The 17,818-nt window shown below is 40.6% G+C and carries 16 protein-coding genes and 1 tRNA gene; 4 read left to right on the forward strand and 13 right to left on the reverse strand.

Annotated features, from left to right (window positions below):
• Positions 1–57: 57 nt before the first annotated feature.
• From R5R67_RS07005 to R5R67_RS07020, 4 genes are read right to left on the reverse strand one after another with little or no spacing between them, the layout of a single operon-like run.
• A complete protein-coding gene (locus R5R67_RS07005) occupies positions 58–585 on the reverse strand; it encodes a pilus assembly protein PilP (RefSeq protein WP_000695068.1) in 528 nt (175 codons plus the stop codon).
• A 10-nt stretch (positions 586–595) separates the two neighbouring features.
• Complete coding sequence (locus R5R67_RS07010; RefSeq protein WP_000076105.1) at positions 596–1,336, reverse strand: type 4a pilus biogenesis protein PilO; 741 nt, start codon at positions 1,334–1,336, stop codon at positions 596–598.
• The gene (locus R5R67_RS07015; protein ID WP_000201223.1) at positions 1,333–1,974 is read right to left on the reverse strand and encodes a PilN domain-containing protein; all 642 of its coding nucleotides are present in this window, start codon (positions 1,972–1,974) and stop codon (positions 1,333–1,335) included. The genes R5R67_RS07010 and R5R67_RS07015 overlap by 4 nt, the downstream gene beginning before the upstream one ends.
• Positions 1,974–3,032, reverse strand: a complete 1,059-nt coding sequence (locus tag R5R67_RS07020; RefSeq protein WP_031950501.1) for a pilus assembly protein PilM — start codon at positions 3,030–3,032, stop codon at positions 1,974–1,976. Before R5R67_RS07020 ends, R5R67_RS07015 begins: the two co-directional genes overlap by 1 nt.
• Positions 3,033–3,193: 161 nt before the next feature.
• On the opposite strand from R5R67_RS07020, the gene ponA reads away from it, so the two are divergent.
• A complete protein-coding gene (gene ponA / locus R5R67_RS07025; RefSeq protein ID WP_000736673.1) occupies positions 3,194–5,749 on the forward strand; it encodes a penicillin-binding protein PBP1a in 2,556 nt (851 codons plus the stop codon).
• 17 nt (positions 5,750–5,766) lie between these two features.
• Here the strand turns inward: ponA and R5R67_RS07030 are convergent, their stop codons facing one another.
• The 9 genes from R5R67_RS07030 to R5R67_RS07070 form a co-directional block, all read right to left on the reverse strand.
• On the reverse strand, positions 5,767–6,591 hold the full coding sequence (locus tag R5R67_RS07030; protein ID WP_100223340.1) for a putative RNA methyltransferase: 825 nt from the start codon (positions 6,589–6,591) through the stop codon (positions 5,767–5,769).
• Between the two features lie 2 nt (positions 6,592–6,593).
• On the reverse strand, positions 6,594–6,926 hold the full coding sequence (locus tag R5R67_RS07035) for a hypothetical protein (RefSeq protein WP_000598371.1): 333 nt from the start codon (positions 6,924–6,926) through the stop codon (positions 6,594–6,596).
• 60 nt (positions 6,927–6,986) lie between these two features.
• The gene (gene mraY / locus R5R67_RS07040) at positions 6,987–8,105 is read right to left on the reverse strand and encodes a phospho-N-acetylmuramoyl-pentapeptide-transferase (protein ID WP_000928089.1); all 1,119 of its coding nucleotides are present in this window, start codon (positions 8,103–8,105) and stop codon (positions 6,987–6,989) included.
• Positions 8,106–9,506: a UDP-N-acetylmuramoyl-tripeptide--D-alanyl-D-alanine ligase gene (locus R5R67_RS07045; RefSeq protein ID WP_000557493.1), complete on the reverse strand. Its 1,401-nt coding sequence runs from the start codon at positions 9,504–9,506 to the stop codon at positions 8,106–8,108.
• An 8-nt stretch (positions 9,507–9,514) separates the two neighbouring features.
• Positions 9,515–11,014, reverse strand: a complete 1,500-nt coding sequence (locus R5R67_RS07050; protein ID WP_000218536.1) for a UDP-N-acetylmuramoyl-L-alanyl-D-glutamate--2,6-diaminopimelate ligase — start codon at positions 11,012–11,014, stop codon at positions 9,515–9,517.
• Between the two features lie 3 nt (positions 11,015–11,017).
• Positions 11,018–12,850: a penicillin-binding protein PBP3 gene (gene ftsI, locus R5R67_RS07055; protein ID WP_000227936.1), complete on the reverse strand. Its 1,833-nt coding sequence runs from the start codon at positions 12,848–12,850 to the stop codon at positions 11,018–11,020.
• Between the two features lie 11 nt (positions 12,851–12,861).
• A complete protein-coding gene (ftsL, locus tag R5R67_RS07060; protein ID WP_000842465.1) occupies positions 12,862–13,194 on the reverse strand; it encodes a cell division protein FtsL in 333 nt (110 codons plus the stop codon).
• On the reverse strand, positions 13,194–14,117 hold the full coding sequence (rsmH, locus tag R5R67_RS07065; RefSeq protein ID WP_000018349.1) for a 16S rRNA (cytosine(1402)-N(4))-methyltransferase RsmH: 924 nt from the start codon (positions 14,115–14,117) through the stop codon (positions 13,194–13,196). Before rsmH ends, ftsL begins: the two co-directional genes overlap by 1 nt.
• 222 nt (positions 14,118–14,339) lie before the next feature.
• Positions 14,340–15,341, reverse strand: coding sequence for a sulfate ABC transporter substrate-binding protein (locus R5R67_RS07070; RefSeq protein ID WP_001981590.1), 1,002 nt, complete (start codon positions 15,339–15,341; stop codon positions 14,340–14,342).
• 396 nt (positions 15,342–15,737) lie between these two features.
• Between R5R67_RS07070 and R5R67_RS07075 the strand changes: the two genes are divergently transcribed.
• The 3 genes from R5R67_RS07075 (at position 15,738) to R5R67_RS07085 (ending at position 17,795) form a co-directional block, all read left to right on the forward strand.
• Complete coding sequence (locus R5R67_RS07075; RefSeq protein ID WP_000690905.1) at positions 15,738–16,037, forward strand: hypothetical protein; 300 nt, start codon at positions 15,738–15,740, stop codon at positions 16,035–16,037.
• Between the two features lie 116 nt (positions 16,038–16,153).
• Positions 16,154–17,662 (forward strand): glutamate--tRNA ligase, encoded by a 1,509-nt coding sequence (gltX, locus tag R5R67_RS07080; protein ID WP_000868426.1) that lies wholly within the window; start codon positions 16,154–16,156, stop codon positions 17,660–17,662.
• A gap of 57 nt (positions 17,663–17,719) precedes the next feature.
• Positions 17,720–17,795 (forward strand) — tRNA-Ala (locus R5R67_RS07085).
• The last annotated feature ends 23 nt before the right edge of the window (positions 17,796–17,818 follow it).

Below are 17,818 nucleotides of genomic sequence, written 5' to 3' on the forward strand. Positions count from 1 at the left end.
GACCATCCCCAATTAAATAATCTTTAAAAATATTTTTTCGTTGTTACTCCCTAAATTTTAGGGTGCAGGCCCAATCAAGACCAATGTTCTTGGTCTTTCGACATAGCCTTCTCGACCATCTGGTACGATTTCAACCAGATCAATCTGGGTTGGACTAATATGGGTAATACGGCCCTGATTCATACCCATATAGTTACCCACTTGTACCCGTTCAATCTGCTGATCCGGTGTCTGGATCAAGGCCAATATGTGCCCTCGATTATTACGCATGCTCCCTTTCATATTTAAAGCTTCAAGTGCATAACTTTCGAGTGGTTGCGGCGCACGTGAGAAATTCGGATAAACCCGTTTCCCCGCCATAATCTTGAGCTCGGCAGCTAGAGAACTTGGCATAAATGGGCTTTTTAATTGATGAGCAGCGTAATTAAATTGTGGTACAGGAGTAAAAATCGGTGCTGGTTCAATAGGGAGTGGCGGCTGATTACGAATATTGGCCATTTCCTGATTTACTGCATCAATTCTTGAATCACAACCGACAAGCACAGTACACGCCAAAACATAAAGAGTAATTTGCTTAATTTTCATCATAACTCTCCTATTTCGGCTGAACAGTAGTGTTCGTTGAAGCAGATGCTGCTGGAGCTTTGCCTGTTTGCTCCGATGTATCTGTTGCCCCTACGTATCGGTATGTTTTTGCTTTAATGGAATAGTTCAGCACAGGAATATCAGACTTGTTATCTTTAGCTGGCGATACATCAACAGTAAAATCGTGCATGGTTACAATACGAGGCAAAGCAGCGATACTACTTACAAAAGCTCCAAATGCGTGATAGTCCCCGGTCGCTTCTATGGCAATTGGTTGCTCAATAAAAATTTCCTGCTTTACTTCATCTTCCAAGCGAATATTTTTAAATTTCAATCCAGAGTTCACTCCTGTTAAGTTGATATCTTCAACTAAACTCGGAATCTCAGTTTCTTTTGGTAACTGCTCTAGTTGCTGGTTGAAATTTGCCTGCATTTCTTGAAGCTGTACCTGATACTGTTGCAGGTTACGTAATTTCGAGTCTTTTTCACGAAATTCGTTTAATAAATTGCTTTCCTGAGCTTGAGCATTATCAATAACTTGTAATTTCGGTTGAATAACAATGAAATACCCCAAAGCTAACACAGCAAAGAAAATAAAAATCCAACACGTAATTTTTACAGATATTGGCCAACTACCGTAGTTGTTCATATCCAGCGTATTAAATTGCTGAAGGAATTTATCGAGATTAAATTTCTTTTTCTTTGCAGATAATTGTTCTAATGACAATTCTTGAAGTTCGTCTTGACTCATTTAGCAGCCCCCACACTTTCACCTGTAGATGGCTTAGCAGAATCATCCGTTGTGGCCACGCCCATTTCCCCCAAATCGACAGTCACAACAAAACTACCATAGTGGTCTTCCACCCTAGGAAGAAGAGAACTTGCAGCCTTATCTTTTTTCTCTTCATTAGCCAAGAAAGAGTTCATAAAAGCATTACGATACCAAGGAGATGCTTCAAGATTACGGAGTAGTTCGGCTACTGTATTTGGACTCTCAGCTTTACCTTCAATCGTAAACTTATCTCCGGTTCGGCTAAATTTCGTTAAATACATAGCTGGTGGTGTGACTCGAACTAACTCATCAACAAGTCTTACCACTACTGGACGTTGACTCTGCAAACCTTGGATCAACTTCATGCGTTCAATAATGGCATCACGCTGTTCCTGTAAGCCGTTTAATGTTTTTAATTGCTGATCAAGGTTCTGATTTGTGCTCATAATGAGCTGATTCGCTTGCTCTTGATCATCTAATTTATGGTCAAAATAAAACCATCCCCCAAATACGGTTGTAATCCCCAAAACAACCACCCCAAAACATAACGTTATAAATTGTTTTTTTCGTTGCTCCCTCAGCTCTTCGCGCCAAGGCAGTAAATTAATTGTTGCCATTAATCAAAACTCCTTAAAGCCAAGCCACATGCCACCATTAAAGATGAAGCATCATTTTCAATTTTTTGAACGTCGACTTGAGGAGAAAAGCCCATTTGTAAAAACGGGTTGGCAATCGTGACACGGTAACCTAATTTTTGCTGCAAAAGCTTGGCAAGGCCTGGAATATTCGCATTTCCACCAGCGAGCAAAATATGGTCTATTTCGTTAAATTGGGATGAGGAAAAGAAAAATTGTAGTGAGCGGGCCGCCTGCTGAACTACCGCATCTAGAAATGGGTCTAGCACTTCAATTTCATAATCATCTGGTAAAGAGCGATCTTTTTTCGCTCGGCTTGCTTCTTCTAAAGACAAACCATAACGACTTTGAATTTCAAGCGTAAGTTGTTTTCCGCCAAAAACCTGCTCTCGTGTATAAATAATCTTGCCATTTTGCATGACAGATAATGTCGTCATGGTATGGCCGATATCTAAAATCCCTATGGTATTTGCACCTATCGGTAAGCTATCAGCAAACACGCTAAAAGCGCGCTCAACCGCGTAACTTTCGACATCAGCCAATTTAGGATTTAAATCTGCCAATTCAAGCACTTCAACGCGTGTTTCAACGTTTTCTGTTCTTGTGGCGACCAAGAGCACATTTACACGATTTGGATTCGCAAGACGATCCGGCAAAACCTCAAAATCAAGGCTCACCTCATCTAAAGGGAACGGTATATACTGCTCCGCATCTACACGAATCTGAACTTCGCGTTCGTCATCGCTCATATCTGCATCCATTTCGATAGTTTTATGAATAACCGTCGATGTCGGAACAGCAATTGCAGCATGAGTGGTTTGGGGATTTGCTAAATTCATCGCCCGTTCCAAAGCCTCTGCAACTGCTTCTGGATTTAAGATATTTTTTTCAACTACACTGTTTTCGGGTAAAGGCATCAAAGCATAGCTTTCTACCCAATATTTACCGTTCTTGACAGAGAGCTCTAACAACTTAACAGAAGTCGAACTAATATCGACACCCATTAACCCCTTATTAGGTTTACGATATAACCTGAGCACACTATTGTCCTATTATTTTTTTATCCCCAAAAAAAATTACAAACCAATAATCTCGGTCTTTATTTTTACACGGATACAATATCTCATCTAACAATCCGCATGTCTAAAGGCTATACTGACCACAATTAGTTTGTATTCGATCTTATTAAAGCTTACTTATCATGAAAAAGCTATCCAGTTTGGGCTTCGTGCGTCCAATTTTTTTGATCATTATTATTATCTTAGTCTCACTTCCGATGGGATTCTATGGCATGTATCTCTATATTGCCCCAACGCTTCCGGAAATGAGTTCACTAAAAAAAGCACCGCTTTTAAAACCATTGCAAGTCTATACAGCCGATAATCAACTCATTGCTGAATACGGTGGTAAACTTTCTATTCCGGTTGAATACAAACAAATTCCTCCTAATTTTATTCATGCATTCCTAGCAGCAGAAGATTCTTCTTTCTTTGAACATAGCGGCATTAGTTTTAAAGGTTTAGGTCGTGCTTTGAGTGAAAGTGTGACTGGTTCTGATGTACAAACTGGTGGTTCAACCATCACGATGCAGGTCGCAAAGAACTATTATTTAAGTCCAGAAAGAACATTAAAACGCAAACTAACAGAAATCTTTTTGGCTAGAAAAATTGAGCAAAACTTATCTAAAGAAGACATCTTAAGCCTCTATGTAAATAAGATTTTCTTAGGTAAAAATGCTTACGGTATCGCAGCAGCTGCAAAGATTTACTACAACAAAAGCATTAATGAGCTCAGCATTGCCCAAATGGCCATGATTGCCGGCTTGCCTAAAGCACCATCTAAATATAATCCAGTTGTTAACCCTGAGCGTGCACTTGAACGTCGCAACTGGATTTTAGGCCGAATGCTTCAACTTGGTTATATTTCTCAAGCGGAATATCAAAAGGCCGTTGCAGAGCCAATCAATTTGAATATGCCCAACCGTGACCTAAATAATATTCACCCCTACGCAGGTGAAATGGTCCGCTCAGAGCTTGTAAAACATTTTGGTGAACAAGCAATTGATTCTGGTTATAAAGTCTACACAACAATTAATGCGAAACGCCAAGCGATTGCGGAAAAAGCTGTGCAGGACGGCCTTGAAGCTTATGACCGTCGTCATGGCTGGCGTGGTGCAGAAGCACATGATAAGCCATTAAGCGAATTTAGAGCATATGCCAACACTTATCCGGCGCAAGTTACCAAGGTAAATAGCAGCTCTTTTGAAGCATTAATGCAAGATGGCTCAACAGTAACCGTGCAATGGTCCGGCATGTCATGGGCCCGTCCCTATCGCAATGCAAATAGCGTAGGTGCAGCACCTTCTCGTGCATCTCAAATTGTTAAAGTTAAAGATATTGTTCGTTTACGTCCAAATGAAGCTAAAACTGCGTGGTCACTAGTTCAAGTACCAAAAGTACAAGGTCAGCTCATTGCAATTAACCCAAACGATGGCTCAATTGAAGCAATTGTAGGTGGTTATAATTTCTATCAATCAAAATTTAACCGTGCTTTACAAGGCTGGCGTCAGCCAGGTTCTACCATCAAACCATTCCTCTATGCTTTAGCATTAGAACGTGGCATGACACCTTATAGTATGGTGAATGATAGCCCTATTACGATTGGCAAGTGGACACCGAAGAACTCTGATGGTCGCTACCTAGGCATGATCCCGTTACGCCGTGCTTTGTATTTGTCTCGTAATACGGTTTCAGTAAGACTTTTACAAACTGTAGGAATTGAACGTACTCGCCAATTATTCATGGATTTTGGTTTACAAGAGGATCAAATTCCACGTAACTACACCATTGCTTTAGGTACGCCTCAAGTATTACCAATTCAAATGGCAACTGGTTATGCAACATTCGCAAACGGTGGTTACCGTGTTCAACCGCATTTTATTCAGCGTATTGAAGATGCATACGGTAAAGTCATTTACGAAGCCAAGCCAGAATATGCATGTATTCCATGTATTAATGCTCCTGAGACAACTGACGATGCACAGGTAACTACTCCAGACGATCAAGTTGTTGAAGTCACAAATAAAGAGCTAGAGCAGAAAGAAAAGGCAACCAAACAACTTAACCTTAAACAGACGGACAAAAATAACAGTCAATATCGTCAAGCTCAGCGCATTTTAAAATCAAGCTCTGCTTATGACATGGCAAATATCTTACGTGACGTAATTGAGCATGGCACAGGTCGTGCTGCACTCAAGATTGGCCGTAGTGATTTAGGAGGTAAAACAGGTACGACTAACGATGCAAAAGATGCATGGTTTGCAGGTTTTAATGGCAAGTTAGTAACTGTAACATGGGTTGGTTTTGACCAGCCGACTACACTTGGTCGCCGTGAGTATGGTGGTATTGCTGCATTACCGATCTGGATTAACTTTATGGGTCAAGCATTGCAAGGAACACCAGCTGCTTGGGTTCGTTTAGAAAAAGATGCTCAGGCACCTATTTCTCGCGATAAGCAAGAAGTCTCAACTGAAGTAGGCGATAAGAAAACATATCGTGCTGCCCCTCCATTAGCACGTCCACTCTATCGTCCTGCACCACCACAACCTAAAACCACCAATAATGACTTCGATGACTTACCTGGTGAGGAAATTGTGATTCCTTCCAAGACAACACCTCCAGCGATGAAACCTTCGCAAGGGGCAGCGCCGAAGCGTGAAAAAGATGAATTAGAAAACTTGATTAATCAAATTGAGTAAAAATAAAAAAGCCATCGTTAGATGGCTTTTTTATTACGCTTTTGAAAAAGATAAATTTGAAAAGATGCGGTCACTTGTAAGTGTACTTTCTGTTCTAGTTGCATACGACGTTCTGGAGATGCCTTATAAGCATAGGGAGTCATTGCAATAAGATTTTTTAAAGCTTGCTGGTCAAGTACTAAAGGAGCATCAAAAACTTGCTGTTCTTTCAACTCAAATAAATCTTGCAATTGTTCAACAAATTTCTGTGGTGTGTGAGGATTAACCTGTTCAAACAGCGCCTCACGCATCGCATACAAATGATCGGTTGCTGGAGTCACAACAATTAAATAACCATCATCTTTTAAAACACGCAGAATTTCCGTTTGGGGAATCGGGCTAAAAAGACTCGTACACACATCCATGCTTTGATCGATGACCGGTAAAGTTGCTCCTGTACCAACCACCCATGTCACTTTGTCATTTAACTTTGCTGCGCGTTGTACTGCATTTTTTGCAATATCTACACCTATACACTGTTCAACGACCTGTTGCATTGCGCTGGTGTAATAGCCCTCGCCACAGCCAATATCAAGTACCATTTTAGCTTTAAGATCTTTCAGCAAATGAACTACTGCTTGCTGTAAAGGTTGATAATAGCCACCTTGTAAAAAAGCACGGCGCGCATCTATAGACTCAGGAGTATCCCCCGGATTTTTACTATGTTTGTGCTGTACAACATGTAAGTTCACATAACCTTGCTTTGCAATGTCATAGCTATGACCCTGTTCACACCGCCATGTTTTGCTTACCAGCTCAAGTCGTTGACGACACACAGGGCACATTAAATTTTGCGTAGTCACGTTTAATTATTCTCTTGTTCTTTTTGTTGTAAATAAGCCTTAGCGTGTATTCCAACAAATGTACGGCCTGCATTTGTTCCCTTAATCCATTCATCTACTTCAAACAAATCAAACAAGCCCACTTTAACTAAAGTTGGAATTGCGATCTTCAACTCTTCTTCAATTTGCCCTCTTTGCCCCGCATTATAGAGTTCAATATTATGCAGCATCGTCGCGACAGTTCCCGTTTGCACCTGACTTCCATCTTTAAGCACAACTTGAGGTAAGACTTCGCCCTCTCCAACTACTTTTTGATTAATTACAGATAATTGGTCTAGACCAGCAACTTTTATCATTTACCTCTCCAATAAAAAAAGCCAGTAGAAACTGGCTTTATATTGACACCAAAATAAGTTCTAGCGCAATTTTAAGGTCATTAGGCCTAAAACAACCAGCATAATCGTAATAATCCAGAAACGGATGACTACTTGGGTTTCTTTCCAGCCTTGTTTTTCATAGTGATGGTGCAAAGGTGCCATCAAAAATACGCGTTTATTCCGCATTCGTAATGAGCCGATTTGCAGGAATACCGATACCGCTTCCATAACGAAAACACCGCCCATAATTGCGAATACAATTTCTTGGCGAACCATAACGGCAATGGTTCCAAGCATTGCGCCTAGAGCTAAAGCGCCCACATCACCCATAAAGACTTGCGCCGGATGTGCGTTATACCAAAGAAATGCCAAACCTGCACCAATCATGGCAGAACAGATCACCACAAGTTCAGAGGTATATTTCACATAAGGAATATGCAAATAGTTGGCAAAACGAATATCACCAGATAAATACGCAAATACGCCTAAGCCCGTCGCTACCATAACTACTGGCATAATGGCTAAACCATCTAAACCATCAGTTAGGTTAACCGCATTAGAGGCACCATTAATTACTAAATAGGTAAATACAATAAATGCTAAACCTAAAGGAACAATAGAAAGCGGAATTGAAAGATTCTTAAAGAAAGGAATCAATAAATCCAGCATATTTGCTGTGTATTCTGCATTAGATTGTTGGGTAGCAATTAAATATAACGCAATACCAGCACCCAGCGATGCAACAGAAGTCCAGAAAAACTTCTTACGGGCAGGTAGACCAGCATTATCTTTATAGCGAATTTTAATCCAGTCATCAGCCCAGCCAACCGCACCGAACACAACCATTACACCAAGTACAATCCAAACATAAGGGTTAGATAAATCAGCCCACAATAAAGTACTAATACCAATTGAGAGCAGAATTAAAATCCCACCCATCGTCGGTGTACCCATTTTCTTAGCATGATTTTCAGGAGCAAACGAACTTACTGCCTGACCGTATTTTAACGCTTGTAATTTACGAATCATGATTGGTCCGAGAACCAAACCAATGGTCAGTGACGTTAATACACTGAGTAAAGAACGTAATGTTAAATAACGAACAACCTGAAACGAACTGTGATAGCCCGCAAGTTGTTCAAACAACCATAACAGCATTTAAAGTTTCTCCATCAAATCAGCCATCAACGTTTCCATATGAGTAAAGCGAGAACCTTTAAACAGGAAACTCATGGACTGGGGTTGATGTGTTTGGATTAGATTGATTAAAAATGGAAGCGCCTCAGCTTGAGTCTGAAATGCTTTCAATTTAGTAGAATGAAGACCTGCGCCTTCGAGAGCTGCTGAGGCAAACTGCCCAACTGCAATAATATGGTCTAAAGGAAGCTCAGCAAGATCGCGACCTAAATCGTGATGTTCTTGCCAACTGCTATCACCTAACTCCCCAATATCACCCATCACCATGACTTTAATGCCATTTTGCTGAAGTAATACTTGTGCCGCAGCACGCATAGATGTTGGATTGGCGTTATAAGTATCATCAATAAATAAATGAGGCGCTTTTTGAATAAAATTCAAACGACCTTTTGCACCTTGTGCTTGCTCTAGACCTTTTACGATATCTTCCAAGCTAACACCTAACGCCAAAGCAAATGCTACTGCTGCAGTTGCGTTTTGCACATTGTGCTCACCCGCAAACGGCAGTCTTACAAAACTTGAACCTTGAGGCGTATGTAACTGGAAATTGACAGATTGTGGCAACAATTCAATCTCTGTAGCAAAGACATCACCACCAACACCAAAGCTCATGATTTGATGGCTTTTGGCTGCTTCACGAATCTCAGCGGTAAAGTCATCTTGTTGCGGAACAATAGCAACGCCCTGAGGTAAAATATGACGATAGATTTCTGATTTAGCGCGGCAAATGCCATCACGCCCGCCGAACTCACCCAAATGAGCAGTTCCAATATTTAAAATGCCAGCAACATGCGGTTGAACAATTTTTGATGTGTAATCAATTTCACCTTGATGATTTGCACCAAGTTCCATCACCGCATACTGATGCTCCTTTCGAAGCTCAAGCAACATCATCGGCACACCAAGGTCATTATTTAAATTGCCTCGGGTAATCAATGTAGGTGCTAAACGAGACAAAATACTTCCTAGCATTTCTTTGGTGGTGGTTTTACCACTACTGCCCGTTAAAGCAATTACTTTCAATTGAGCATTTTGTTCACGGCGATACGCACCAAGTTGCCCTAAAGCCAAACGGGTATCGGCAACTACAAGCTGAGCAATTTCTGCATCTATAGGCCGCTCGACAATAGCGACTTGGCAACCATTTGCAGCCACTTGCGCGACAAAATTATGCGCGTCGAAACGTTCACCTTTTAGTGCTAAAAAGGCATCCCCACTTTCTGCATGACGCGAGTCAGTCAAAATACGTTTAATTTCACTTTGAGGGATCTGGTCTTTATGCCAGTAACCCTGTGTTGCCTGTTGTAATTGTTGAGCTGTCCACGGTTCCAAAGGCACGGTACTGGTGGTTGAAGTATGCATAATTTTTCCTATTGTGCAGGGTAAGCAGCATCTACCGTATGATGTTGGGCATCAATCGCGGAACGCACTTCAACCACATCATCAAACCAGTGACGCACACCATTAATTTCTTGATAATTTTCATGTCCTTTGCCGGCAATCACTACAATGTCACCAGCTTGAGCTTGCTCTGCAACAAATTTAATTGCTTCACGGCGGTCATGAATTTCATGCATACGATGCCCTGAAAAATCGATTCCTTGCTTCATGTCAGCAAAAATTTGTTCAGGGTCTTCTGTTCTTGGATTATCTGAAGTCAGAATAACAGGATTTGCGCCATCCAAAGCTGCTTGAGTCATGAGTGGACGCTTACCACGGTCACGGTCACCACCACATCCAAACACCGCCCAAAGCTGATTCGAAACATGACGCTTTAATGTTTTAAGCACTTGAATCAATGCATCTGGTGTATGCGCATAATCCACTACAAATAATCGCTCATCATCACGAATAACTTGCATTCGGCCTGGCGCACCAATTAGTTTAGGAACAAAATTAACCAATGCCTGTAAATCGAAACCAGCTTGCTCAGCAGCGATGAGTGCGGCAATTAAATTTTCAACATTGAAATGACCTAATAATGGGCTTTCTACCGCAAATGAACCTTGCTGACTTACTAAATTAAAAGTTGCACCCGCCAAGCTATAGCTTAAATCGGTAATGTAATAATCAGCTGTATTTTGAGCTAGTGAGTAAGTCAAAATTTTAGGTTGTGCTGGATTATTTTGGGCGGATTTAATCATCAAGTCAGCATGTGCATCATCTAAATTAACAACAGCGACTTTTAACGAATTAAACTGAAATAAACACGCCTTTGCTTCTGCATAAGCTTCTAAAGTGCCGTGATAATCCAGATGGTCACGACTTAAGTTGCTATAAACAGCAATTTCAATATCGCAACCATTTAATCGACCCTGTTCAAGACCATGTGAACTTGCTTCTAAAGAAGCAAAAGTTGCTCCCTGTTTAGCATAATCATGTAGTGCATTTTGTAACTGTAGAGCGTCGAGGGTAGTATGCGTAGAAGGCGTTAAGTTCGGTAAAATACCATTCCCTGTTGTCCCCATCACTGCACAGCGCTGCTGTTGTGAACTAATTAACTCAGCAATTAAACGAGAAATTGTTGTTTTACCATTTGTGCCTGTTACAGCAATAATCCGTAGAGGTTTTACTACATCAGCTTGTTGCAAATAACGTTTTTGCCACTCTCCCATGCGCTGACGCACATCAGGACATACCCATTCATTTGCTACACCTAATTCGGTTTCGCTAATGACAGCCAACGCTCCATTTGCTAAAGCCGCTTCAGCAAATGTACGCGTTTTTTCAGGCTGGCTATAACTTGTCAAAGCAATAAAAATTTGGCCCGTTTCAACTTTACGACTATCTAAACTAAAGCCGTGAAATGGCTGTTGAGGCCATTGAGCATCAATTTCGATTGGATGAATTTCTTGAAAAGAAACAGTCATAGCTTACCTGCGAATAGGATTTTCTGGAGTATTAAGTGGCTTATCAAGCGGCACATTCATTAAGCGCAACGACTCTTGCATAATACGAGCAAAAACTGGAGCGGCAACCAAACCACCGTAATAGCGACCTTGTGGGTTTTCCACCACTACAATAACGGCTAAACGTGGATCACTAATTGGTGCGACGCCCGCAAATAAGGCACGATACTCATTATTTGAATATCCTTTACCATCTGCACGCAATTTATGTGCAGTACCTGTTTTACCACCTACCCTATAACCAGGAATATTGGCTTGTTTTGCAGTACCACCCGGCATAGTCACTTGCTCAAGCATTAACAAAACTTGATCGGCAATTTTCGGATTTAAAACTTGCTCACCTTTAGGTGGCTGATCTAGTTTATGCAAGCTTAATGGCATTTTGACACCATGATTTGCAAGCATGGCATAACCTTGAGCCAATTGAAGGATTGTCGCGTTTAAGCCATAACCATATGCCATGGTCCCGATTTGAGAAGAATTTAATTTATTAACAGGTAAAACCAGACCTGAACTTTCCCCAGGGAACCTTACTGCAGAACGCTTACCAAAACCAACGCGATTAAAGAAGCTCGGCAAGGTTTCTTTCGGAAGCGATAATGCAATTTTTGCAGAACCCACGTTTGAAGACTTAATAATGACACCACTTACGGTCAAAGCCCCGTAGTTATGGGTATCACGAATAGTATGCCAGCCTAAACGCATTGAGCCAGGAGAGGTATTTACAATCGTATTTGGTGTGTATTGACCCGTTTCTAAAGCTGCAGAAATAGTAAAAGGTTTCATGGTTGAACCAGGCTCGAACATATCGATCGCACCACGGTTACGCATAGCATCTTTATTTGATAAGCCATTCTTATCATTCGGGTTATAAGATGGCCAACTGGTCATTGCCAGAATTTCACCTGTTTTAACATCAACTGCAATTGCTGTTGCTGAACGCGCATTGTTAGCCACACCTGCAGCCGTTAATTCACGGTACATAATGTACTGCAAACGTGAGTCGATACTTAAAGTGATATTTTCACCTGGTTCACCCTCACGAATTACCTCAGAAACTTTTAAACGGTTACCACGCTTATCGCGAATAATTTTTTGCTCACCGTCTACACCTGACAGTTGCTTATTCAACTGCATTTCCAAGCCTTCGATACCTTGACCTTCACTATTGGTCAAACCAATAATTTGGGCATTTGGCTGAGGTTGCGGGTAATAACGTTTATAAGTTTTTTCTGCATACACCCCTTGGAAATTACCTTTCATAATGAGGTCAGCTTGCTGAGGAGGTACTTCTTTTTTCAAAACCAGATAGCGAGAACGCGGACGCGCATTCATCTGTTTTTTAAGATCAGCACGATCAACACCCACCACGTCGGCAAGTTCATCAAGATTTAAATTTTTATCTGGCAATTGGCGTTTTAATTTACGGTTGTTTGGATCTTGTTTTAGTTCAGCCGTAATTTGATCATATAAATGCTTGGTCTCAAAATAATCACGCGGATCAATCACAATTTTCATGATTGGACTACTAATCGCTAAAGGTACACCGTGGCGATCACTAATCACTCCACGCATAGCCTCTATACGTTCAGTACGCAAAATATTGGCATTGGCCTTATTTTGCAAAAAGTCTTTATTAATGACTTGAACATAAAATGCACGTGCAATTAATACCACAAAACACAGTAGCACTACCGCCCAGAGCAGATAAAACCGCCACATATCAAAGGCAAGACTTGGTTTTTCCGAAATAGACTGCTGTTTTTTTCGTGTTTGCTTTGTTCGCTTATCTACCATACAGCAAGGCCTTACTTATTTTGCTCTGAGGTCATCGGTAAAGAAATTACCACCGTTTCTGCAGCAGGTGGCGAAAACATTCGTAATTGTGTCACAGCACGTGTACCAATTTGAGCAGTCGCACCAAATGTTTGTTGCTCAATCAATAAACGCCCCCATTCAGCATTGAGGTCATCACGTTCACGCATATAAGAGCTTAACTCTCTATAATCATGACGGTATTCAAATACTTGAAATACCACCATCATGGCACTGATAAAAACCAATGCCACCATGACTGCATATACCACAACTTTTTTGACCACTTTATTTTCTGTGGTTTCGATTTCATCACTGCTTTTCATTACGCGCCTTTTTGTTCCAAGCGTTCAGCAACCCGAAGCCATGCACTACGTGAACGTGGATTCGCTTTTACTTCTTCTTCACTCGCACGAACCCGTGAAATTTTCTTTAATCTTCTCGTATCAACCTGCTGTTGAGGCATCCCCCAACCAGAATCTTCTGCTAGAGTTGATTCTTTTTGAATAAACTGTTTGATCAACCGATCTTCAAGCGAATGGAAGCTGATCACAGACAAACGCCCTTTTGGTTTAAGCAAGTCTACAGCTTGCGGTAAAAATACTTCAATATCATCTAGTTCTTTGTTAATAGCAATACGGATTGCCTGAAACGTACGTGTCGCCGGATGTTTATGCTTTTCCCATTTTGGATGGGCTGTTTTTACTATTTCAGCCAATTGCGCCGTAGTATCCAATTTTCCGGCCTGTTTAATTGCTCTAGCAATACGGCGACTATATCGTTCTTCACCATATTGATAAATGATATTTGCCAAATCTTCCTCTTCTACCTCAAGTAACCATTCGGCAGCAGTCGATCCTTTAGAGTTATCCATGCGCATATCTAACGGGCCATCTTGCATAAAGCTAAAGCCGCGTTCAGCCTGGTCGAGTTGAGGAGAGGACACACCTAAGTCTGCCATAATTCCATCGACACTTTGCACCCCAATTTCCTGCATTTTTTCCTTAATATCAGCAAAACTTGCATGAATAATCGTAAATCTTGGATCTTCTTGTGCTAAAGCAGCCGCAACTTCCAGAGCTTGAGGGTCTTTATCAAAAGCATATACTCGGGCGTTTTCATCGAGTTTCGACAATAACAAGCGCGTATGCCCACCTCGTCCAAAGGTTGCATCGATATACACCCCAGTTGTGCGATCTGCCAATAAGCTTTCAACGGTCTCAAAAAGTAAGACAGAAATATGCGACATAGGAGTTAAATCATAGCGTAAAAATGTAACTGCACATTATCACCTTGTTTATGGCTAACACCAAACGGCTTTTTGTAGGAAAATATTAATTTTTCATAGAGAAAACCGTTTTCTTTTCATTTTTTAAGCAAAACAAAAAAGCAAGCTCACCTTTTCAGGCTCACTTGCTTCACTATAAAAAAGTAAACTAATTTTTAAACTTCTACTCTACCAAAATTTTATCTACTGCTTTCCATCATAAATCTGATCAAAGATGGCTCCATTGGCAAAATGGGTTTTCTGAGCTTTTGCCCAACCGCCAAAAACATCATTGATCGTAAATAATTTAATTTTTGGGAATTGTGCTGCATATTTAGCAGCAACTTGAGGATTGCGAGGACGGAAATAGTGTTTAGCAGCCAACTCTTGACCTAAAGGTGAGTATAAAAAGTTGAGATAACCTTTTGCCAAAGTACGGTTACCGTCTTTGTCGACTGTTTTGTCAACAATGGCAACAGATGGTTCTGCCAAAATTGAAATTGATGGGTAAACAATTTCATATTTATCTTTATCGAGACCTTTCGTTGCCAATAGTGCTTCGTTCTCCCAAGAAAGTAGAACATCTCCAATTCCACGCTCAGCAAATGTAGTAAGCGAGCCTCGCGCTCCCGAATCTAACACCTTAACGTTGTGATAAAGTTTTTTAACCAGCTCTTTGGCTTTAGCATCATTTCCACCCGGCTGCTTTAAAGCATATCCCCATGCAGAAAGATAAATCCAACGCGGTGCCCCACCCGTTTTCGGATTAGGCGTAATAATTTCAACACCAGGTTTAGTTAAATCATTCCAGTCACGAATATTTTTTGGATTGCCTTTTCTTACTAAAAACACAACTGTAGAGGTATACGGTGCAGAATTATTAGGGAATTCTTTTTGCCAGTTTGGCTGGATAAAGCCTGCTTTTACAATTTCATCAATATCATTGGCTAAGGCTAAGGTCACCACATCTGCCTCAAGACCAGTTGCTACAGCGCGAGCCTGTTTACCTGAGCCTCCATGGGATTGTTTAAAATCCACGTCCTGCCCGGTACGTTGTTTCCAGAACTTACCAAATGCCTGATTATATTCCTGATAAAATTCTCGAGTTGGATCATAAGAGACATTTAAAAATGTAGTCGCCGCCTGCACAGCACTTACTGCCAACCCCATATACGTAGCGACTGCAATTATTGCTATTCTTTTCATTTATAAAAACCACTTTTACTTTTAACGTCTACTATATTTTTATTTTTTTAGTTTTCAATCAAATAGTTATATAAATAAATGTTTTACTAATCACTTTAAAAGATATAGTTAACTCTAATTTTTCCTTCTCCTTTTTGAAAAGTTTTGTAATTATTCTTATAGTTTATTTATAGTCTTCACTTTATCTACACATTAATTTGTTAAATAATGAGACGTAATGGATACACATAGGCTACATTTAAAGGTACCAGCGTAAAATAAAGGTATTTTTTGTAAAAAGTGTGACATAGTTCTACTTTTTTATTAAAATTTATGTTTGAATCGTAGCGTTACCGTAATTTTACATTTGGTTAAACTCAAAAAATAGACGAAATGTACTGAGGGGATGAACAGAAAATGAAAATTCATTATGGAAAAGCTTTAAGCTTGGGTTTGGTGCTTAGTTTTGCATCGCAACTGTCTACAGCAGCCGTACTGAAAGATACACCAAGTAAAAGTCTTTCAGATAAACAGTCTTCACTTATTGAAAAAGCTTTAGATCAGCAAAAACGTAACACTATTGTACTTCCATCAACAGATGATGAGTTAAAAGTACTTAATACTATCCGTGTTACACCAACTCAAAACTTTCTTGCAGCACAGCATGAACGTTTTTCACGTTTTGTTCAGGCAATCTTCCAGCCGCACACTTCTTAATATTTGAAACGACCCCTCATCGTTTCAATTTCAGCCCAGACTGTCGTTAAATAAAACGTCAGAATACTGGGCTTTTTCGTTATAATAGTTCCAATTTTTATTTTGACCCATTAACTATGAAAGTTCGTACTCGTATTGCACCTTCTCCTACCGGTTTCCCACATGTTGGTACTGCCTACATCGCCCTATTCAATATGTGTTTTGCGAAACAGCATGGCGGGGAATTCATTTTAAGAATTGAAGATACAGACCAGCTTCGCTCTACGCCAGAATCTGAAAAAATGATTTTAGACTCTCTACGCTGGTTAGGCTTAAATTGGTCTGAAGGTCCGGATGTAGGTGGTCCTCATGCTCCTTACCGCCAATCAGAGCGTATGGGAATTTATAAGCAATACGCGTTAGAACTTGTTGAAAAAGGTCATGCTTTTTATTGTTTTGCTACAGCAGAAGAACTTGACCAAATGCGTGCCGAGCAGCAAGCTCGTGGCGAAACACCAAAATACGATGGTCGTGGTTTAAAGCTGTCTCGAGAAGAAGTAGCTCGACGTCTTGAAGCGGGTGAACCTCATGTTATCCGTATGAAAGTGCCTGAAGAAGGCGTATGTAAATTTAACGACTTACTGCGTGGGGAAGTTGAAATTCCTTGGGCACAAGTCGATATGCAAGTGCTTCTTAAAACAGATGGTTTACCAACCTACCATTTAGCTAACGTTGTTGATGACCATTTAATGGAAATCACGCATGTATTACGTGGTGAAGAATGGCTTCCGTCTGCACCGAAGCATCAATTGCTTTACCAATACTTTGGTTGGGAAATGCCAACGCTTTGCCATATGCCGTTGCTTCGTAATCCAGATAAATCGAAGTTATCTAAACGTAAAAACCCGACCTCAATTAACTACTACCGTGATATCGGCGTTTTACCAGAAGCCTTACTCAACTATTTAGGCCGTATGGGTTGGTCAATGCCGGATGAAAGAGAAGTTTTCACATTACAAGACATGATGGATAACTTTGATATTCAACGCGTATCACTAGGTGGGCCAATTTTTGACGTTGAAAAACTCAATTGGTTAAATGGTCAATGGATTAAAGGGTTAACCCCAGGACAACTATTAGACCGTTTATTGACATGGAAAAGTGATCGCAGCACTTTAGAAGACATTGCTGCCGCTATTCAACCACGTATTAATTTACTTTCCGAAGCTGTAAATTGGGCTGGTTTCTACTTTAACCATATGCCACAAATTACGGCTGAAATGTTTGAAAGTAAAAAATTGACTCAAGAGCAAGTTCGTCAAAGTTTACAATTCGCAATTTGGCGTCTTGAAAGTCAGTTTACTTGGAATAACGACACAGTTAGTCAAACTTTAATGGATTTGGCAAATCAGATGGGCATTAAATTACGTGACTTCATGCCAACGTTCTTTATTGCAATTGCTGGCTCAACAAGTTCAACACCAGTTATGCAGTCAATGGTTACGCTTGGCCCTGACTTAACCTTTGCTCGCTTACGACATGCGCTAGAAATTGTAGGTGCACCGAGTAAAAAAGAGGTAAAAAACTGGGAAAAGCTTAATGAAAGTTTAAAATTGCCGAAAAATGAAGCAACTAGCGAAGCTTAATTCATTTTTTTATTGACGTGTGAGCGCATTCGCCCTAATATTGCGCTCACACAAACTGGGGTCATAGCTCAGTTGGTAGAGCGCTACAATGGCATTGTAGAGGTCAGCGGTTCGATCCCGCTTGGCTCCACCAAGCTCCTTTGTGTTTGCCTCATA

Source organism: Acinetobacter sp. OYA S30 (assembly GCF_033599315.1).
Classification (GTDB): domain Bacteria; phylum Pseudomonadota; class Gammaproteobacteria; order Pseudomonadales; family Moraxellaceae; genus Acinetobacter; species Acinetobacter baumannii.

Excerpts from the sequence above, each read along its gene's own strand:
- R5R67_RS07010 (WP_000076105.1), bottom strand. The coding sequence starts at position 1,336 with ATGAGTCAAGACGAACTTCAAGAATTGTCATTAGAACAATTATCTGCA.
- R5R67_RS07050 (WP_000218536.1), bottom strand. The coding sequence starts at position 11,014 with ATGACTGTTTCTTTTCAAGAAATTCATCCAATCGAAATTGATGCTCAA.
- R5R67_RS07075 (WP_000690905.1), top strand. The coding sequence starts at position 15,738 with ATGAAAATTCATTATGGAAAAGCTTTAAGCTTGGGTTTGGTGCTTAGT.
- ponA (WP_000736673.1), top strand. The coding sequence starts at position 3,194 with ATGAAAAAGCTATCCAGTTTGGGCTTCGTGCGTCCAATTTTTTTGATC.
- ftsI (WP_000227936.1), bottom strand. The coding sequence starts at position 12,850 with ATGGTAGATAAGCGAACAAAGCAAACACGAAAAAAACAGCAGTCTATT.
- R5R67_RS07015 (WP_000201223.1), bottom strand. The coding sequence starts at position 1,974 with ATGGCAACAATTAATTTACTGCCTTGGCGCGAAGAGCTGAGGGAGCAA.
- ftsL (WP_000842465.1), bottom strand. The coding sequence starts at position 13,194 with ATGAAAAGCAGTGATGAAATCGAAACCACAGAAAATAAAGTGGTCAAA.
- R5R67_RS07005 (WP_000695068.1), bottom strand. The coding sequence starts at position 585 with ATGAAAATTAAGCAAATTACTCTTTATGTTTTGGCGTGTACTGTGCTT.
- mraY (WP_000928089.1), bottom strand. The coding sequence starts at position 8,105 with ATGCTGTTATGGTTGTTTGAACAACTTGCGGGCTATCACAGTTCGTTT.
- R5R67_RS07070 (WP_001981590.1), bottom strand. The coding sequence starts at position 15,341 with ATGAAAAGAATAGCAATAATTGCAGTCGCTACGTATATGGGGTTGGCA.
- rsmH (WP_000018349.1), bottom strand. The coding sequence starts at position 14,117 with ATGTCGCATATTTCTGTCTTACTTTTTGAGACCGTTGAAAGCTTATTG.
- R5R67_RS07045 (WP_000557493.1), bottom strand. The coding sequence starts at position 9,506 with ATGCATACTTCAACCACCAGTACCGTGCCTTTGGAACCGTGGACAGCT.
- R5R67_RS07035 (WP_000598371.1), bottom strand. The coding sequence starts at position 6,926 with ATGATAAAAGTTGCTGGTCTAGACCAATTATCTGTAATTAATCAAAAA.
- gltX (WP_000868426.1), top strand. The coding sequence starts at position 16,154 with ATGAAAGTTCGTACTCGTATTGCACCTTCTCCTACCGGTTTCCCACAT.